Source organism: Acidovorax facilis, assembly GCF_050626955.1.
Lineage (GTDB): Bacteria > Pseudomonadota > Gammaproteobacteria > Burkholderiales > Burkholderiaceae_C > Acidovorax > Acidovorax facilis.
In genome coordinates, this window is record NZ_CP192460.1 from 5201794 (window position 1) to 5216890 (window position 15097).

The 15097-nt window shown below is 66.0% G+C and carries 14 protein-coding genes; 6 read left to right on the forward strand and 8 right to left on the reverse strand.

Going from position 1 to position 15097, the window contains the following annotated elements:
• Positions 1-8: 8 nt before the first annotated feature.
• From ACQ4MJ_RS23865 to ACQ4MJ_RS23875, 3 genes are all read left to right on the forward strand, one after another.
• On the forward strand, positions 9-974 hold the full coding sequence (locus tag ACQ4MJ_RS23865) for a LysR substrate-binding domain-containing protein (protein WP_121421399.1): 966 nt from the start codon (positions 9-11) through the stop codon (positions 972-974).
• Between the two features lie 179 nt (positions 975-1153).
• Positions 1154-1654: a Dps family protein gene (locus ACQ4MJ_RS23870; protein ID WP_431151014.1), complete on the forward strand. Its 501-nt coding sequence runs from the start codon at positions 1154-1156 to the stop codon at positions 1652-1654.
• A 170-nt stretch (positions 1655-1824) separates the two neighbouring features.
• Positions 1825-2193 carry a response regulator gene (locus ACQ4MJ_RS23875; protein ID WP_056065339.1) on the forward strand — a complete coding sequence of 123 codons (369 nt, stop codon included), beginning with the start codon at positions 1825-1827 and terminating at the stop codon, positions 2191-2193.
• 97 nt (positions 2194-2290) lie between these two features.
• Here the strand turns inward: ACQ4MJ_RS23875 and ACQ4MJ_RS23880 are convergent, their stop codons facing one another.
• From ACQ4MJ_RS23880 to ACQ4MJ_RS23895, 4 genes are read right to left on the reverse strand one after another with little or no spacing between them, the layout of a single operon-like run.
• Positions 2291-3415 carry a hybrid sensor histidine kinase/response regulator gene (locus ACQ4MJ_RS23880; protein WP_431151012.1) on the reverse strand — a complete coding sequence of 375 codons (1125 nt, stop codon included), beginning with the start codon at positions 3413-3415 and terminating at the stop codon, positions 2291-2293.
• Between the two features lie 52 nt (positions 3416-3467).
• On the reverse strand, positions 3468-4091 hold the full coding sequence (locus ACQ4MJ_RS23885) for a chemotaxis protein CheB (protein WP_056065346.1): 624 nt from the start codon (positions 4089-4091) through the stop codon (positions 3468-3470).
• Positions 4088-4924 (reverse strand): CheR family methyltransferase, encoded by an 837-nt coding sequence (locus ACQ4MJ_RS23890; protein ID WP_431151011.1) that lies wholly within the window; start codon positions 4922-4924, stop codon positions 4088-4090. The genes ACQ4MJ_RS23885 and ACQ4MJ_RS23890 overlap by 4 nt, the downstream gene beginning before the upstream one ends.
• Positions 4925-4932: 8 nt before the next feature.
• Positions 4933-8376, reverse strand: coding sequence for a response regulator (locus ACQ4MJ_RS23895; protein ID WP_431151009.1), 3444 nt, complete (start codon positions 8374-8376; stop codon positions 4933-4935).
• 195 nt (positions 8377-8571) lie between these two features.
• Here ACQ4MJ_RS23895 and ubiA point away from each other — a divergent pair, with 195 nt between their 5' ends.
• Entirely contained in the window at positions 8572-9468 is an 897-nt protein-coding gene (gene ubiA / locus ACQ4MJ_RS23900; protein ID WP_431151007.1) for a 4-hydroxybenzoate octaprenyltransferase, read from the forward strand.
• Positions 9469-9608: 140 nt separating this feature from the next.
• On the forward strand, positions 9609-9977 hold the full coding sequence (locus ACQ4MJ_RS23905; RefSeq protein ID WP_431151005.1) for a DUF1801 domain-containing protein: 369 nt from the start codon (positions 9609-9611) through the stop codon (positions 9975-9977).
• Here ACQ4MJ_RS23905 and ACQ4MJ_RS23910 read toward each other — a convergent pair.
• The 4 genes from ACQ4MJ_RS23910 to ACQ4MJ_RS23925 all read right to left on the reverse strand — a co-directional run bounded on the left by ACQ4MJ_RS23910 (position 9952) and on the right by ACQ4MJ_RS23925 (position 13813).
• The gene (locus tag ACQ4MJ_RS23910; RefSeq protein WP_147433796.1) at positions 9952-10599 is read right to left on the reverse strand and encodes an AraC family transcriptional regulator; all 648 of its coding nucleotides are present in this window, start codon (positions 10597-10599) and stop codon (positions 9952-9954) included. The genes ACQ4MJ_RS23905 and ACQ4MJ_RS23910 overlap by 26 nt on opposite strands.
• Before the next feature lie 30 nt (positions 10600-10629).
• Positions 10630-11466, reverse strand: a complete 837-nt coding sequence (proC, locus tag ACQ4MJ_RS23915; RefSeq protein WP_142142893.1) for a pyrroline-5-carboxylate reductase — start codon at positions 11464-11466, stop codon at positions 10630-10632.
• A 72-nt stretch (positions 11467-11538) separates the two neighbouring features.
• Positions 11539-13032 carry a glycerol kinase GlpK gene (gene glpK, locus ACQ4MJ_RS23920; protein ID WP_431151004.1) on the reverse strand — a complete coding sequence of 498 codons (1494 nt, stop codon included), beginning with the start codon at positions 13030-13032 and terminating at the stop codon, positions 11539-11541.
• A gap of 16 nt (positions 13033-13048) precedes the next feature.
• Positions 13049-13813, reverse strand: coding sequence for a DeoR/GlpR family DNA-binding transcription regulator (locus ACQ4MJ_RS23925; RefSeq protein WP_055395745.1), 765 nt, complete (start codon positions 13811-13813; stop codon positions 13049-13051).
• A gap of 191 nt (positions 13814-14004) precedes the next feature.
• Here ACQ4MJ_RS23925 and ACQ4MJ_RS23930 point away from each other — a divergent pair, with 191 nt between their 5' ends.
• On the forward strand, positions 14005-15096 hold the full coding sequence (locus ACQ4MJ_RS23930) for an ABC transporter ATP-binding protein (protein ID WP_218301478.1): 1092 nt from the start codon (positions 14005-14007) through the stop codon (positions 15094-15096).
• Position 15097: the final 1 nt, after the last annotated feature.

A 15097-nucleotide genomic window follows, 5' to 3' on the forward strand; every position in this document is an offset into this window, starting at 1 on the left:
AACACACCATGACCCTCACCGAACTCAAGTACATCGTCGCCGTAGCGCGGGAGAAGCACTTTGGTCATGCGGCCGATGCCTGCTACGTGTCGCAGCCCACACTGTCGGTGGCCATCAAGAAGCTGGAAGAAGAGCTGGATGTGAAGCTCTTCGAGCGCAGCGCGGGTGAGGTTTCGGTGACGCCGCTGGGCGAAGAGATCGTGCGCCAGGCGCAGAGCGTGCTGGAGCAGGCGGCGGCCATCAAGGAGATTGCCAAGCGCGGCAAGGACCCGCTGGCGGGGCCGCTCACCCTGGGGGTCATCTACACCATCGGGCCCTATCTGTTGCCCGAGCTGGTGCGCCAGTCCATCACGCGCACGCCGCAGATGCCGCTGATGCTGCAGGAGAACTTCACCGTCAAGCTGCTGGAGATGCTGCGTACCGGCGAGATCGACTGCGCCATCCTGGCCGAACCTTTCCCCGACACGGGCCTGGCCATGGCGCCGCTGTATGACGAGCCCTTCATGGCGGCTGTGCCCAGCACGCACCCGCTGGCGGCGAAGAAGTCTGTGACGGCGGCCGAACTCAAGAGCGAGACCATGCTGCTGCTGGGTGCGGGCCATTGTTTTCGCGACCATGTGCTGGAGGTCTGCCCCGAATTTGCGCGCTTTGCGAGCAATGCCGAGGGCATCCGCAAGTCGTTTGAAGGCTCTTCGCTCGAAACCATCAAGCACATGGTGGCCGCAGGCATGGGCGTGACGCTGGTGCCGCGCCTTTCGGTGCCGCGCGATGCGCTGCTCACCGTGTCACGCCGCCGTAAGAGCGACGAAAGCTATATCCGCTACCTGCCCATCCGCGAAGAGGACGGCGGCCCGCCACCCATGCGCCGCGTGGTGCTGGCATGGCGGCGCAGCTTTACCCGGTATGAAGCCATTGCGTCATTGCGCAACGCGGTGTATGCCTGCGAGCTGCCGGGGGTCAAGCGGCTGTCATAAGGCCGGCCTGGCCTGCGCCGCGCTGGCGGGCGATGTCCTGCTGCCGTGGTGTGGCTCTGACGCAGGTCAGGCTCGCTGGTCATGGCCTTGCGCTACAGTGTTTTTGGTGCGATGCCTCCAGGTCCGACGGGTCGGCGGGCATCTGCTGTCGAATCCATCTTCACTTCAGGAGCAATGACATGGCCAAGGCCTCCAGGACCACCGCCCCCACCATCAACATCGGCATCAGCGACAAGGACCGCGCTGCCATCGCCCAGGGCCTGTCGCGCCTGCTGGCCGACACCTACACGCTGTACCTCACCACCCACAACTTCCACTGGAACGTGACGGGCCCCATGTTCAACACGCTGCACACCATGTTCATGGCGCAGTACACCGAGCTGTGGAATGCCGTGGACCCGATTGCCGAGCGCATCCGCTCGCTGGGCCATGTGGCGCCGGGCTCGTATGCCGAGTTCGGCAAGCTGGCCACGGTGCCCGATGCGCCCGCCAAGCCGCCCAAGGCGCTGGAGATGGTGCGCGTGCTGGTCGAAGGCCATGAGGCCGTGGCCCGCACCGCGCGCAGCCTGTTCCCCCTGGCCGACAAGGCCAGCGACGAGCCCACGGCCGACCTGCTGACGCAGCGCCTCACGGTGCACGAGCAGACGGCGTGGATGCTGCGCTCGCTGCTCGAAGAGTAAAAGGGTTCGCAGCTTCCACGCGCATTACCCGAGGGGCGCAGAACAGTGCAGCACAGCGAAGAAGAGCGCCTTGTCCTACATGGCGCAGTTCCATCGCCTGCGCATGATGCGGGTTTTGGTCATGCTCCCTTCTTCGCAGGGCGGCATGGCGTATCAATCCCCTCTGATGTATGCGAATCCTGTACGTTGAAGACAACCCGGAGCTGCGCGAGACCATCGGCATGCTTATGGAAGGTGAAGGCCGGACGGTCACGCCCTGCGCCACTGCCGAGGAGGCGCTGGCTCTGGATGCTGGGGACGTCTTTGATGTGGTGGTGACCGATGTCAGCCTGCCCGGCCTTTCGGGCACGGAACTGGCCCGCCAGCTGCTGGCGGATGATCCGCAGCGGTGGGTGGTGCTGTGCTCCGGCTACGAGCTGGGAAGCCACCCGCGCAGTTGGGGGCCCAACGTGCGCGCATTGCTCAAACCTTTTGAGCTGGAAGAGCTGGAGCATTTGCTCGAGTCCATCCATACAGCGCTGGCTTCGGCCGCCGGCTGAGGCTTGCTAGCGCCGATCGCTCGCTGTTCATCCTTTACTTCATCACGCCACCCGCCTGGTCGTGGTGACCTGCGCTGTTGTGCTGGGCTGCGCGCAGTCAATTGCGGGGGCTGCGTACTGGCGAGTGGCGCGGCAGTCTCACCCGAAAGGTCGTGACATCGTCCCGTGACTGGGCCTCGATGGTTCCATGGTGGGCCCGCACGATCTGGTGCGCAATGAAGAGCCCCAGCCCCAGCCCTTGGTGGCGGCCGGGCTCACGCTCTCCACCCCGGAACGGGTCGAACAAATGCGGCAGCAGCGCAGAGGGAATGGTGCCGCCGTTGGACACCGTGATGCTCACCTCCTCAGGGCTGGTACCGTCCACTGCAATCTGCACAGGGTGGTCGACTCTGCCGTGGTGCAGGGCGTTGCCAACCAGGTTGGTGATCACCTGACACAGGCGTTCGGCATCCCAGGTGCCGGCCAGGTCGCCTTGCAGGGTGGACCCGATATAGCGTTCCGGGTGGCTGGTGGCCACCTCATCCAGCGTGCGCTGCACCAGCGCCTGCATGTGGGTGGAGCCCAGCTGCAGCGCCAGCCCGCCCGCCTGGCGAATGCGGGTCACGTCCAGCAGGTCTTCGATCATGTGGCCCATGCGCTGGCTGGCGCCCAGCACCCGGTCGGCCATCAGCAACGCCTTGTCGGGGGGCGGCTGGCGCTTGAGCACGGTGGCCGCCGCGACGATGGACTGCAGCGGTGTGCGCAGGTCGTGGCTCAGCACGGCCATGAACATTTCGTTGATGCGCAAGGCCTCGGTGCGTGCGCGCAGCTCGTGCGCCAGCGCCTGCTTGCGCCGGTGCAGTTCAAAGAACACGCTCGCCTTGTTGGTGAGCATGTGCGGGTCGATGGGCTTGTAGAGAAAGTCCACCGCCCCGCTCTCGTACCCCCGGAACTGCCAGTTCTGCTCGCGAGAGCCCGCCGTCATGAAGATGAGCGGAATGTGCCGGGTGCGCTCGCTGCCCCGGATCAGTTCCGCCAGCTCGAAGCCGTTCATCTCGGGCATTTGCACGTCCAGCAAGGCCAGGGCCACGTCGTCATGCGCCAGCAGCAGTTCCAGGGCCTCGGGGCCCGACTGGGCCTTGAGGATGTCCAGCCCGTCGCGTTGCAGCAGCGCCTCCAGGGCGATCAGGTTTTCCTCGACATCGTCAACGAGCAGGCATTTGGTGCGGTCGGTCTGGGGCATGGGCGGTGGGGAGGGTGGATGGGGTTCTCAAGGAAGGACGCATATGCCCGTATCAAAGCTGCTGGCGGCGGTGCAGGTCCACCAGCAGCCTGGCAATGCCTTCAGGGGGCAGGATGTGGTCAACCGCCAAGGCCGCGATGGCCGCCTGCGGCATGGTGGGCATGCTGGCGCTGGCGGGGTCTTGCACGATGGTGAGGCCGCCCCCCGCCTGAATGGCTTGCAGGCCGTGCACACCGTCTTCATTGGCGCCCGACAGCAGGACGCCCACCAGCCGGGGGCCGTAGTGGTCTGCCGCCGATTCGAACAGCACGTCGATGGAGGGGCGGGAAAAATGCAGGGGAGGGTCTACCGACAGCCCCACATGCGGGCCTTGGGGCCCAGCATCGACCAGTAGGTGGTAGTCCGGTGGCGCAAAGCTCACCGAGCCCAGAGTGATGGCATCCTTGTCCTGAGCCTCGCGCATCGGCATTGCGCAGCGGGGCTGAAAAATATCTACCAGCAGGCTGCGCCGGTCCCGGGGCAGGTGCAGCACCACTAGCACAGCCGCCTGCAGCGTGGCGGGCAGCGCGGGCAGCAGTTCCAGCAAGGCGTCGATACCGCCCGAGGAACCGCCCACCACGATGGCTGCGTAGCCCCCGGAAGGTGCTGGTCTGGGCGCGAGGTCGGTGGTGCTCACAGCCCGGCCTTTTTGCGGTAAATGCGGTCTTCCTTCACAAAGTCCTCGAAGGCATCGGTGTGCGCTGAAAACCGCAGAGACTCCTTGGACCCCAGACCCAGAAACCCCCGATGGCACAGCGACTCGCGGAACAGCCCCAGGGCGCGGTCTTGCAGGTCGCGCTCGAAGTAGATGAGCACATTGCGGCAGGACACCAGATGAACCTCGGCAAACACGCTGTCGGTGGCCAGGCTGTGGTCAGAGAACACCATGTGCTCGCGCAAGCCCTTGTCGAACACCACGCGGCCATAGCCGGCAGCGTAGTAGTCCGACAACGAACTGCGGGCGCCGGATCGCGCATGGTTCTCGGTAAAAGCCGCCACCCGCGACACGTCGAACACTCCAGACTCTGCCGCGCGCAACGCGTGCGGGTTGATGTCGGTGGCGTAGATCAGCGTGCGGTCCAGCAGGCCTTCTTCCTGCAGCAGGACGGCCAGCGAATAAACCTCTTCTCCCGCGCTGCACCCGGCCACCCAGACCTTGAGCGACGGGTAGGTGCGCAGCAGCGGCACCACCTCCTGGCGCAGCGCCTGGAAGTAGCTGGGGTCGCGGAACATGTCGCTCACCTGCACGGTGAGGTATTCGAGCAGCGCAGGGAACACGGCGGGTTCGTGCAGCACGCGGTCCTGCAGCTGCGACAGCGTCTTGCAGTCAAACTGCACCAGCGCCGACGTCAGCCGCCGCTTGAGCGACGCCTGCGCGTAGCCCCTGAAGTCGTAGTGGTAGCGGTGGTAGATGGCATCGATCAGCAGGCGCTGCTCGATGTCGGCGGTGCGGGCCTTGCGATGGGGCATGGCGGGGCCTACTTGGGCATCCACACCCGCACCAGGGACAGCAGCTTCTCCACGTCCAGCGGTTTGGCGATGTAGTCATTGGCCCCGGCGGCCAGGCATTTTTCCTGATCGTCCTTCATGGCCTTGGCGGTCAACGCGATGATGGGCAGGCGGCGCCACTCGGGGCGGTTGCGGATCTCGCGCATGGCGGTGTAGCCGTCCATCTCCGGCATCATGATGTCCATCAGCACCAGGTCAATCGCAGGGTGGCCGCCGCTGCCGGCGCGCTCCAGCGCCTGCAGGGCCTCCAGGCCGTTGCGCGCGATCTCCACGCGGATGCCGGTGGGCTCCAGGATGCTGGAGAGCGCAAACACGTTGCGCACATCGTCTTCCACCACCAGCACGTTGCGGCCTTCCAGGGCAGTCTCGCGGTTGCGGGCCACCTGCAGCATCTGGCGGTGCTCTGCCGACAGCTCCGACTCCACCTGGTGCAGGAACAGCGTGACCTCGTCGAGCAGCCGCTCGGGGGAGCGCGCGTCTTTGATGATGATGGATTTGGAGAACCGGCGCAGTTGCTGCTCCTCGTCGCGCGACAGGGCGCGGCCTGTGTACACGATGACGGGCGGGAAGGAGACACCGTCCTGCTCCGTCATCTGCTGCAGCAATTCGTAGCCGCTCAGGTCGGGCAGGTTCAGGTCCATCACCATGCAGTCGAAGGTGGAGCCGCGCAGGTGCGCCAGCGCCTCGGCTGCCGTGCCGGCGCCCACAATCTCCACGTCGTCGTTGGTGAGCAGGTGGCGCACGCTCTCGCGCTGGCGTTCGTCGTCTTCCACCACCAGCACGCGCCGCAGGTTCTGGGTGAACTTGGCTTCCAGCCGCTGCAGGGCATGCACCAGCTCGTCGCGCTTGACGGGCTTGAGGGCATAGCCCACGGCGCCCCGGCCCAGGGCCTCTTGCGAGTAGTCGGCCACCGACACCACGTGCACCGGAATGTGGCGGGTGGCCGGGTTGCGCTTGAGCTGGTCGAGCACGCCCAGGCCCGAGAAGTCGGGCAGGTTCACGTCCAGCACGATGGCGCTGGGCAGGCTGTGTACGGCGTAGGCCAGGCCATCTGCCGCGTTGTGGGCCAGGTGGCAGTCAAAGTCCATCTCACTGGCCAGGTCGCCCAGGATCTGCGCAAAGCGCACGTCGTCCTCAATCACCAGAATGCTGCGCGCGCTGGCGCGGCGCGGGGCTACGGGTGCGGTAGGGGCCGCTGCGGGTGGAGATGCGGGGGCAGAAGCAGCCGGTGCGACGACCGGTGCCGCCGTGTGGGCTGGAGCAGGCGCCGCCAGCGGCGTTGCCGGCGCAGCTTCAGGCGACGAAGGCACCAGCTTCTGGGGCAGGACCAGGATGAAGACGCTGCCCTCGCCCGGCGTGCTGTGCACGTGGATGGACCCACCCAGCAGCTGCGCCAGATCGCGCGAGATCGACAGGCCCAGGCCTGTGCCGCCGTACTTGCGGTGGGTGCTGCCATCGGCCTGGCGGAAGGCTTCGAAAATCAGCTCCTGCTGGTGCGCCGGAATGCCGATGCCGGTGTCCTTGACGGCAAACGACAGCGTGTCGTCCGGGTTGCGCGACACATGCAGCGCCACCGAGCCCTTCTCGGTGAACTTGAGCGCGTTAGAAAGCAGGTTCTTGAGCACCTGCCCCAGGCGCTGCGGGTCGGTGTCCAGCATGGCGGGTGCGTCGGGCGCGACGGTGGCCGTGAGCGTCAGGCCCTTCTCTTGCGCCAGCGGGCGCAGCGGGTCGATGAGGGTTTGCAGTGCCTTGGACAGCGTCACCGTTTCCACCGACACGGTGGCCTGGCCAGCCTCGATCTTGGACAGGTCGAGGATGTCGTTGATGAGTGCCAGCAGGTCGTTGCCCGCCGCGTAGATGGTCTGCGCGTACTTCACCTGCTCGGCGCTCAGGTTGCCCGGCTTGTTGTCGGACAGCAGCTTGGCCAGGATCAGGGTGGAGTTGAGCGGTGTGCGCAGCTCGTGGCTCATGTTGGCCAGGAACTCGCTCTTGTACTGGCTGGCCAGCTCCAGTTCGCGGGCCTTGTCCGTCATGGCGCTTTGGGCGCGCAGCAGTTGTTCGCGTTGGTATTCCAGCTGCTGGGTCTGCGCCTCCAGGTGGGCGTTGGTCTGCTCCAGCTCGGTCTGCTGCACCTCCATCTGGGCCTGCGACTCTTGCAGGATGCGGCTTTGCTGCTCCAGCTCCTCGTTGCTCACACGCAGCTCTTCTTGCTGGGTCTGCAGCTCTTCGGACTGGCGCTGGGTTTCTTCCAGCAAGGCCTCCAGGCGGTTGCGGTCAATTCCAGCGCGGATCGCCACCGCCAGAATGCCCGAGGCGCGTTCCATCAGGGTGCGCTCGGGCTCGGTCACTGTGCGATGAAAGCCCAGCTCGATCACGGCAAACACTTCGCCGTTCTCGATGGCAGGCGCCAGCAGCAGTTCGGTCGGTGCGGACTGGCCCGTGCTGGACGACACCATCAGGTGCCCGGCGGGCACATCGCGCACATGCAGCATCTGGCGCGAACGCGCGACCTGGCCCACCAGGCCCTCGCCGGACAGCAGGCGCTGCTCCAGCCGCTCGCGCGGCAGGGCGTAGCCACCAAACAGGGTGAGCGCGCCGTTGCAGTCGGCCACATAGCCTGCCCCCACGGCCGCGCGCAGGTATTGCGCCAGGTATTCGAGCGTGAGCTGGCCCAGGTCTTCCAGCCGGTGGTCGCCCTGGATGCGCTGGCTCAGCCCGTTGAGGCCGGCCGCCACCCAGGACTGCTGGGCCTTGAGGCGGTACTCCCGCGCATTGGCGGCGGCCGACAGGCAGATGAGCACCAGCAGCACGAACGAGCCGCCCCAGGAGTAGTAGGTGGACATCGAGGCCGCCTCTACCCACTGCTTGCGGTCGCTTTCCAGCTGCTGGTTCAGCAGCGTGGACAGGTCCGACGCCAGGTCGCGGATGCGGTCCATCAGCACCCGGCCGGCATCACTGCGGGTCACGGCCACGGCGGCCTCCTGGCCTTTGGAGCGGCGCAGTTCAATGGTCTCGCCCAGCTCGCGCAGTTTTTCGTGGCGCAGGTCATCGATCTGCAGCACCAGGCGGCGCTGCACGGCGCTGTCGTCCGTCAGCTCCTTGAGGCGCGCCACGTTGCGCTCCATGGCGCCCAGGGACAGGTTGTAGGGCTGCAGATAGGTGTCGTCCCCCGTCAGCAGATAGCCGCGTTGCCCGGTCTCGGCGTCTTTCAGCGAAGACACGAACAGGTTGAGGTGGCGCATGGTTACCGTGGTCTCGTCCATGGCTTCCACAGCGTGCGAGCGCACCTGGGCGGTGCGGAAGTTCACCAGCGCGATCAGCACCGTGGCGAGGGCAGCAATCACAAATCCCACCAGCATTCCGCGGGGGACAGCAAAACGCGTGGCGGCCTGGGAGGTCGATGTATGGGGCATGCGTTGGTGCCCCAGAGGGCGGTGCGTTGGGGGAACGAGCGGAGACTTTAACGGGTTTTTTGCGCGCGCTGGGGCGGTTACCTGGCCTCGTGATGCGTGTCCCGGTCGCGGCGCTGCTGCTACATTCTGTGCGCCCGTGGCCCGCCACCCGCCGCAGCGTCTTGCGGCTGAGCCTGTTCTTGTAATGGTCCCATCATGTCGTCGTCCCCTGTTTCCCCCCGCAGCCGTTTTTCGCTCTATCTCGACCTGATCCGCTGGGACCGCCCCGCCGGCTGGCTGGTGTGCCTGTGGCCGACGCTGAGCGCGCTGTGGATTGCAGCCGACGGCTTTCCGGGCTGGCACCTGCTGGTGGTGTTTGTGCTGGGCACCTTCCTCATGCGCAGTGCGGGCTGCTGCGTGAACGACGTGGCCGACCGCGACTTTGACAAACACGTCAAACGCACGGCGCAGCGGCCCGTCACGACCGGTGCAGTGTCGGTGAAGGAGGCGCTGGGCCTGGGGGCGGTGCTGGCGCTGGTGTCGTTTGGCCTGGTGCTCACCACCAACACCGCCGCCATCGCTTGGTCGGTGCCCGCCGTGCTGGTGGCCATTGCCTACCCGTTCACCAAACGCATCATTTCCATGCCCCAGGCGGTGCTGGGCATTGCGTTCAATTTCGGCATCGTCATCGCCTTTGCCGCCGTGCAGGGCAGCGTGCCCGCCGTGGCCTGGTGGATGTGGCTGGGCAACCTGTTCTGGGTGCTGGCCTACGACACCGAATACGCCATGGTGGACCGGGATGACGACCTCAAGATCGGCATCAAGACCTCGGCCATCACGCTGGGGCGCTGGGATGTGCCGGCCATCGTGGCGTTCTATCTGCTTTTTTTGTCTATTTGGGCCCTAGCGCTTTATCCATATGCACTGAATGCTATATTTTATATAGCAATTGCCGTTGCGCTGGCGCAGGTGCTGTGGCACTTTACGCTGATCCGGACCCGCTCGCGCGAAGGGTGTTTCAAGGCGTTCCGCGTCAACCACTGGCTGGGCGCCACGGTGTTTGCCGGCATTGCGGGCAGCTATCTGCTGCGGTGGCTGGGGCTGACGGGCTGACTACGGCGCGCGGCCGGGATTGTCTGTGATGGTTGTGGCGGGTTTTTACAAGCCGGTTTCCACGCCATTCGCTACATTGATTGGAAGCCGCGAGCCCGCCTGCAGTTTTCATTCAAACCCATTTTTGCTCCCCTTCATCCATGGCCGAAGACCGCGTCCATAAACTGCTGCAGGACATCCGGCAGCGCAATCCAGATCAATACAGCGTGCTGCAGGGCGCCCGCGCCCTTGTTCTTGCCCTGGGGCCGGATGTGCGCGAGGAGGTCAAATACGGCGGCATCCTCTTTTCGGCACCAGCGTCTTTTTGCGGCCTGTTTGCGTACACCCAGCATGTGTCGCTGGAGTTCGGTGATGGCGCCCAGCTGGCGGACGAATTCAAGGTGCTGGAGGGCGCTGGCAAACAGCGCAGGCACATCAAACTGCACACGCCAGAAGACCTGGCTGCCAAGCAGGTGGCCCACTACCTGGGATTGGCGTGCTCCCTCAGCAATAGCCCGAAGCGCCAATAGCCGCCTGCCACTGGGGCGAGGCCACCACTGCTGCGGGCGTGCGGCCCAACCAGCGCCCAAATTCGCGGGTCATGTGGGCCTGGTCGGTGTAGCCATGGTCCGCTGCGCACTCCGCGAGCGAGGGTGCCTCCGGCAGCGCTTGCGCAGCACGGCGCACGCGGGCCAGGCACTTCCAATAAGCCGGGGGGCGCCCGGTGGCGACCTGCACCAGCCGCTGCAGGGTGCGCTCCGACACGCCCAGTTGCCGCGCTGCCTGGGCCACCTGGCTGTGGCGCGCCAGGCTTTGCAGCGCATCGGCCACCCGCGCATCCAGCACCATGCAGTCGTGCAGCAGGGGCAGGGCATCGTGGGCGTCGTTCATGGAGCGTTTGTGCAACAAGGCCAGCAGGCGCTTGGCATCCACCTGCGCGCCCGGCTGCATGCGAAATCCCCAGTAGCGCTCGCCCACCATGCCCGGCACGGTGTAGGTGGTGTCTGCCAGGTCGGTCACAAACCAGGTGGGCGGCTGGTGGGGGAGGGCATGCAGGATCAGGTCACGGCACCCATCAGGAACCACCACCGTGCTGTCGGCCGAGGCCGATGTGTGGTGCCAGGCTTCAAAGGGCTGCAGGAGCTGGGGCATGGAGAGCACCGATTGCACTGACTCAGTGCACTACCCCCCGAATTCATTCCCCAGTTCATCGGCGCGCTGGCGTGCGGCCTCCATGGCGCGTTCAAAGGCAGCAGCGACGCCGGCCGATTCCATGGATTGCAAGGCAGCATAGGTCGTGCCGCCCTTGGACGTGACCCGCTGGCGCAGTACGGCGGGCGCTTCGTCGGAACGGCGCGCCAGTTCTGATGCGCCGACAAATGTGCCCACGGCCAACTGGTGCGCCTGCTGCTCGGTCAGGCCCATGTCGGTGCCCGCGCGTGTCATGGCTTCCAGGAAGTAGAAAACGTAGGCGGGGCCGGAGCCCGACAGGGCGGTGACAGCGTCAAGCTGCTTTTCAGACTCCACCCAAAGGAACTCGCCGGTGGACGCCATGATGGCTTCGACTTGTGCGCGTTCGGCCGCGTCCACGGCAGGGCGGGCGTACAGCGCGCTCATGCCCTTGCCCACCAGCGCTGGCGTGTTGGGCATGGTGCGCACGATGCGCTCGGTGGAGAGCCATTGGGCAATGCTGTCGGAGCGGATGCCGGCGGCCACGCTCAGGTGCAAGGCCTGTTGCGTGTGAGCTTTTGCCTGCGCGGCGGCATCTTTGAAGGTCTGGGGCTTGACGGCCCACACCACGATGCGGGCGCGCTGCAGGGCAGGGCCCGCTTCAGGCTGGGCTTCGATCCCGTAGTTCTTTTGCAGCGCAGCGCGCGCATCGGCCCAGGGTTCGACCACCTCGATCTGGCTGGCCGGGTGGCCCTGGCGGATCAGCCCGCCGATGATGGCGCTGGCCATGTTGCCGCCGCCGATGAAGGCGATGGTGGGGAGGGCAGGGGATGCGGCGGTTTGGCTCATGGGACGACAAGGTGGCAACAACAGGGGCCACGATGGTAGCGCCGCTGCGCCGCAATCCGGCGCGCGGCGGGTTCAATCGGCTGTCGTTTGGCGAACGGCGTGTTCCCAGTTCGCCATCAGCTCCTGCGCACGCGAGCTGCTGAGCGTGGGCACAAAGCGGCGGTCGGCGCGCCACAGCCGCGAGAGTTCATCCGTGCTGCGGTACACGCCGCTCGACAGCCCTGCCAGGTACGCGGCCCCGAGCGCCGTGGTCTCGATGACGGCAGGCCGTACCACCGGAATGCCCAGCAGGTCGGCCTGGAACTGCATCAGCAGGTCGTTGATGCACGCGCCGCCGTCCACGCGCAGTTCGCTCACGGGCGCACCGCCAGCGGCCACGGCGTCGCGGCTCATGGCCAGCAGCAGGGCGGCGCTCTGGTAGGCGATGCTTTCCAGCGCCGCGCGGGCGATGTGGCCCAGCGTGGTGCCGCGTGTGAGGCCGGTGATGGTGCCGCGCGAGTCGGGTTTCCAGTACGGAGCGCCCAGGCCGGTGAAGGCGGGCACCATCATCACGCCGCCCGAATCGGGCACGCTCTGCGCCAGCGATTCGACTTCGTTGCTGGTGGAGATGGCGCGCAGTCCGTCGCGCAGCCACTGCACCACGGCGCCACCCACAAAAACGCTGCCTTCCATCGCAAATTCAGGGTGTGCCGTCGCCTGCGCCGCACTGGTGGTGAGCAGGCCGTTTTGCGATGTCTGGAACGTGCCGCCTGTGTGCATGAGCATGAAGCAGCCCGTGCCGTAGGTGTTCTTGGCCATGCCGGCGCTGAAGCAGGCCTGGCCGAACAGCGCGCTTTGCTGGTCGCCCGCCACGCCGCCGATGCGGATGCTGTGGCCCAGCAGGTCGGCCGCGATGTCGCCAAAGTGGGCGCTGGACGGCAGCACCTCGGGCATCAGCGCCCTGGGAATGCGCAGCAGCGCCAGCAGTTCGTCGTCCCACTGGTTGGTGTGCACATTGAACAGCATGGTGCGCGAGGCGTTGCTCACATCTGTCACATGCACCTTGCCGTGGGTCAGCTTCCACATCAGCCAGCTGTCCACCGTGCCAAAGGCCAGCTCGCCGCGCTCTGCCGCGTCGCGGGCGCCGGGCACATGGTCCAGCAGCCACTGCAGCTTGGTGCCGGAGAAGTAGGCATCCACCAGCAGGCCGGTCTTGGCCTGGATGGTGGCGGCATGGCCTTGCTCGCGCAACTGGGCGCAGGCGGGCTCGGCACGCCGGTCTTGCCACACGATGGCGTGGTGCACGGGCTGGCCGGTTTGGCGGTTCCATAGCACCGTGGTTTCGCGCTGGTTGGTGATGCCCACGGCGCGCACGGCGCTCGCGGCAATGCCCGCCTTGGCCAGAGCATCGCGTGCGGTGGCGATCTGGGTGCGCCAGATCTCCAGCGGGTCGTGCTCCACCCAGCCGGGCTGGGGGTAGATCTGCGGCAGCTCCAACTGGGCTTGCGCCACGATGTGGCCGCCTTCGTCGAAAACGATGCTGCGGGAGCTGGAGGTGCCTTGGTCGAGTGCGAGCAGGTAGGTCATGGTGAATGTCAGGTGATCAAGCGGCCACAGTGCAAACGACTTCGGCGTCTTGCAGCAACGCCGGAAACGGCTCCGGCGGCGGCGCGTCGGTGAACAGGCGGTCGATTTGCGCCAGTGTGGCCAGTTGCACCATGGCTGGGCGGTTGAACTTGCTGAAGTCGGCCGCCAGCCAGACCTCGCGTGCGTGTTCGATGATGGTTTGCGCCACCTTCACTTCGCGGTAGTCGAAGTCGCGCAGGGAGCCATCGGGCTCGATGCCCGAGATGCCGATGAGCGCAATGTCCACCTTGAACTGGCGGATGAAGTCCACCGCCGCTTCGCCCACGATGCCCCGGTCGCGGGCGCGCACCACGCCGCCGGCCACGATGACCTCGCACTCGGGGTTGCCGCTCAGGATGGCGGCCACGTTCAGGTTGTTGGTGATCACGCGCAGGCCCCGGTGGTGCAGCAGGGCCTTGGCAATGGCTTCGGTGGTGGTGCCGATGTTCAGGATCAGCGAGCAATCGTTGGGCACTTGTTCGGCCACGGCGCGCGCGATGCGGGCCTTGCCTTCGGCGTGCAGTGTCTCGCGCTGGGTGTGGGCCAGGTTTTCCACCGTGGAGCTGGGCACGCGCACGCCACCATGAAAGCGCGTGAGCAGGCCGGACTCGGCCAGGCGCTGCACGTCACGTCGCACGGTCTGCAGGGTCACGCCCAGGGTGTCTGCCAGTTGTTCCACCGTGGCGGATTTGCGCGCGCGGACTTCTTCGAGAAGCAGCAGTTGTCGGGGGTTCGTATTCACGCGAATCAATCGGCTTATGGGGTGGAGATACTTTAAATCGAACAAAAAGGAACTCATTAAGGGTAAACCTTGATTCGATACGATCAAAAAAGAACAAAAATGAACGCAATCGAAAACGAGGCACTTTGCTGCGTGCGCAGCAGAAAGCCAGATCCACACAGCCCCCAGGGGGTCATTAGAAAGGTTGCGTGATGCAGCTGGCACTGGACAGCATCAGCAAGAAGGTAGGGCCGCAGACTTGGCTCCACGACATGAGCCTGGCGCTGCATAGCGGCGCCGTCACGGTGCTGCTGGGCGCCACGCAGGCGGGCAAGACCAGCCTGATGCGCATCATGGCGGGGCTCGATACGCCCACGGCCGGGCGCGTGATGGTGGATGGCGTGGACGTGACCGGCATGCCCGTGCGCGACCGCAACGTGGCCATGGTGTACCAGCAGTTCATCAACTATCCCTCCATGAAGGTGGCGGCCAATATTGCGTCGCCCCTGAAGCTGCGCGGCGAAAAGAACATCGACGCCCGCGTGCGCGAAATTGCGAGCCGCCTGCACATCGACATGTTTCTCGACCGCTACCCGGCCGAGCTGTCGGGTGGGCAGCAGCAGCGCGTGGCACTGGCCCGCGCCTTGGCCAAGGGTGCGCCGCTGATGCTGCTGGACGAACCGCTGGTGAACCTGGACTACAAGCTGCGTGAAGAGTTGCGCGAAGAACTGACCCAGCTGTTTGCTGCAGGCCAGTCCACCGTGGTCTATGCCACCACTGAGCCCGGCGAGGCCCTGCTGCTCGGCGGCTACACCGCTGTGCTCGACGAAGGTCAGTTGCTGCAGTACGGCCCCACGGCCGAGGTGTTCCATGCGCCCAACTCGCTGCGTGTGGCGCGTGCCTTCAGCGACCCGCCCATGAATCTCATTGCCGCATCGGCGGTCCCAGGGGGGGTGCGCTTGGAGGGCGGCGCAGAACTGGCCGTGCCCCTGTCCCAAGGTGTGGCCACGGCGGCAGGGCTCACGGTGGGTGTGCGCGCCAGTGCGCTGCGCGTGGTGGCTCGCCCGGGCGACATCAGCGTGGGCGGAGTGGTCGAGCTGGCCGAAATTTCGGGCTCGGACACCTTTGTGCACGCGGCCACGCCCTGGGGCGACCTGGTGGCGCAGTTGACCGGGGTGCATTACTTTGAACTGGGCACGCCCATCACGCTGCACCTGGACCCGGCCCAGGCCTATGTGTTTGGTGCTGACGGCCGACTGGCATGGGCGCCCGCGCGCCCGAACGCTGTACAAGGAGGGCGTTGAG

Bases quoted from the DNA above. Each gene is read 5' to 3' on its own strand.
- ACQ4MJ_RS23865 (WP_121421399.1), top strand. From the start codon at position 9: ATGACCCTCACCGAACTCAAGTACATCGTCGCCGTAGCGCGGGAGAAG.
- ACQ4MJ_RS23870 (WP_431151014.1), top strand. From the start codon at position 1,154: ATGGCCAAGGCCTCCAGGACCACCGCCCCCACCATCAACATCGGCATC.
- ACQ4MJ_RS23875 (WP_056065339.1), top strand. From the start codon at position 1,825: ATGCGAATCCTGTACGTTGAAGACAACCCGGAGCTGCGCGAGACCATC.
- ACQ4MJ_RS23880 (WP_431151012.1), bottom strand. From the start codon at position 3,415: ATGCCCCAGACCGACCGCACCAAATGCCTGCTCGTTGACGATGTCGAG.
- ACQ4MJ_RS23890 (WP_431151011.1), bottom strand. From the start codon at position 4,924: ATGCCCCATCGCAAGGCCCGCACCGCCGACATCGAGCAGCGCCTGCTG.
- ACQ4MJ_RS23895 (WP_431151009.1), bottom strand. From the start codon at position 8,376: ATGCCCCATACATCGACCTCCCAGGCCGCCACGCGTTTTGCTGTCCCC.
- ubiA (WP_431151007.1), top strand. From the start codon at position 8,572: ATGTCGTCGTCCCCTGTTTCCCCCCGCAGCCGTTTTTCGCTCTATCTC.
- ACQ4MJ_RS23905 (WP_431151005.1), top strand. From the start codon at position 9,609: ATGGCCGAAGACCGCGTCCATAAACTGCTGCAGGACATCCGGCAGCGC.
- ACQ4MJ_RS23910 (WP_147433796.1), bottom strand. From the start codon at position 10,599: ATGCCCCAGCTCCTGCAGCCCTTTGAAGCCTGGCACCACACATCGGCC.
- proC (WP_142142893.1), bottom strand. From the start codon at position 11,466: ATGAGCCAAACCGCCGCATCCCCTGCCCTCCCCACCATCGCCTTCATC.
- glpK (WP_431151004.1), bottom strand. From the start codon at position 13,032: ATGACCTACCTGCTCGCACTCGACCAAGGCACCTCCAGCTCCCGCAGC.
- ACQ4MJ_RS23930 (WP_218301478.1), top strand. From the start codon at position 14,005: ATGCAGCTGGCACTGGACAGCATCAGCAAGAAGGTAGGGCCGCAGACT.